The sequence below is a fragment of the Paraclostridium sp. genome (genome assembly GCF_051657365.1).
Classification (GTDB): Bacteria; Bacillota; Clostridia; order Peptostreptococcales; family Peptostreptococcaceae; genus Paraclostridium.
The window spans coordinates 1-1,875 of sequence record NZ_JBOFKN010000163.1; the positions used below are offsets into that span (position 1 = coordinate 1).

The following is a 1,875-nucleotide window of genomic DNA, read 5'->3' on the forward strand; positions in this document are numbered from 1 at the left end:
TAAAAAGTAAAAAACATGTATTGTGTGAAAAACCTATGGGAATTAATGAAAAAGAAATTGAAGAGATGTATAGAGTAGCTTATGAAAATAAAGTGAGTTTAATGGAAGCTATGAAAAATACATTCTTACCTAATTTTAAGTCAATAGAAAAAAATATCTATAAAATAGGTGATGTAAGAGGTTTTATAGGAAATTTTTGTCAATATTCATCGAGGTATGATAATTTAAAAGATGGAGAATTAACAAATATTTTTGATCCTAAATATGGAGGAGGGGCACATTTAGATATTGGTGTTTATCCATTGTATTTTATATTGAGACTTTTTGGAATTCCATTAAATAGTAAAATAATAAATTACACTTTAGATAGTGGAGTTCCTGGGATTGGAAGTGCCCTTTTAGAGTATAAAAATATGGCAGGAGTAATAGTTTATTCAAAAATAACAAACAGCTATATAGGAAGTGAAATTCAAGGAGAAAAGGGTTCAATTATAATAGATAGTATTTCTAATATAAAAGAGGTAAAAATTTATTATAAAAATGGTGAAATTGAAAATATTAGTGTTCCTCAAGAAGAAAATAGTATGACTTATGAGTTAGAAGAGTTTATAAATCTGATAAAAAATGATAGGGTTGAGTCGGATATAAACACTAAAGAAATATCAAAAGAGGTAATAAGAATATTAACGCAAAAATAGAGGAGAACATCTCCTCTATTTTTATAATAATAAAATTACTCAGATATTTCAATAGTTGCTTTACCACTAGTATTAAAAATAGCTGAAATGGAATCATTATTTATATTTAGATCCACAATTTTAAAAGTATTTATGGTAGATTTTAAATTTACATTTTTTTCTAGTTCAATATTTTCAACTTTTGTTTGTAAATAACTTTGAGCTAATTTCATTTCATTTGCTGGATTGAAAGATAGATAATTATTTTTAATTAAATTTATTATTTTATTTTTAAAGAAATAATTTCCTATTTTTAATATAAGGCTATTAGTTTCTAATGTATAATCAAAATCGTCACCACTTAAAATCCCTGTTTCATTATTAAAATTAGGTTTTACATTAGCTTTTATAATTCCATTTGGGTGTAAAAATCCAAAAATAGATAGATTAAAGTCAGATGTAACATATAAAGTAGAATTTTCTGAAGATATATTTATATTTTTTATATTTGAAGACAAACCTGATGTCAGTTGAATATCTTTATTAGCTAAATTTGTATTTATAATTTCATTTAAGCTTTTATATGATGTTGAAATAGGTAATATAATATTAAATGAATCATTTACAAATCCGTAGTTCATACTAGGAAGAGTTGTAAGATTTAAAGCTGCAGGCTTCTCTCCAAAATATAGATGAAGATTAACATCACTACCAACTTTAATTCCTAAGTTATTATCCGTAGTAACTAAACTAGAGTATCTCGCTGACTGTGGGTTTACTGTTAGCCAAAGTTTATATTCAGGATTAATTAATATAGGTTCTTTAAATTCTAACCAATATTTTTCAACAAGAGATTTTAAGTCAAAGGCTTGAATTTTATTATCAAGTTCTTTTGTAGCAGTTCTTAATTTTGAAACAATACTTTTTTCTAAACTATCTCCAATGTTTATATCAGTTTTCAAGTTAAGACCATAAATATTTAAAGTTAATGGTAAGTTGTTATTAGAAATATTTAAAAATGGTGTACTATTAGCACTTATTTGCCAATTGGGAGATATACTAACGATACTTGATATTCCAGCAGTACCATTTAGTGCAATTTCAGTACTTTGACTTTCTCTACTCCAACTTGCTTTAAAGTTTCCATTAATATTAGTGACAGCTTGAATTTGTTGTTCTTGTGCTGAAAAACTAATAG

At 25.3% G+C, this 1,875-nt stretch carries 2 protein-coding genes; one reads left to right on the forward strand and one right to left on the reverse strand.

The window, feature by feature from the left end; all coding sequences use genetic code 11:
- Window positions 1-698: Gfo/Idh/MocA family protein (locus ACRCYC_RS12745; RefSeq protein WP_438505613.1), on the forward strand; the 698-nt coding region annotated here is incomplete at its 5' end.
- Between the two features lie 35 nt (window positions 699-733).
- Here ACRCYC_RS12745 and ACRCYC_RS12750 read toward each other — a convergent pair.
- Window positions 734-1,875 (reverse strand): DUF4403 family protein (locus ACRCYC_RS12750; RefSeq protein WP_438619524.1); only part of this gene is annotated, 1,142 nt, incomplete at its 5' end.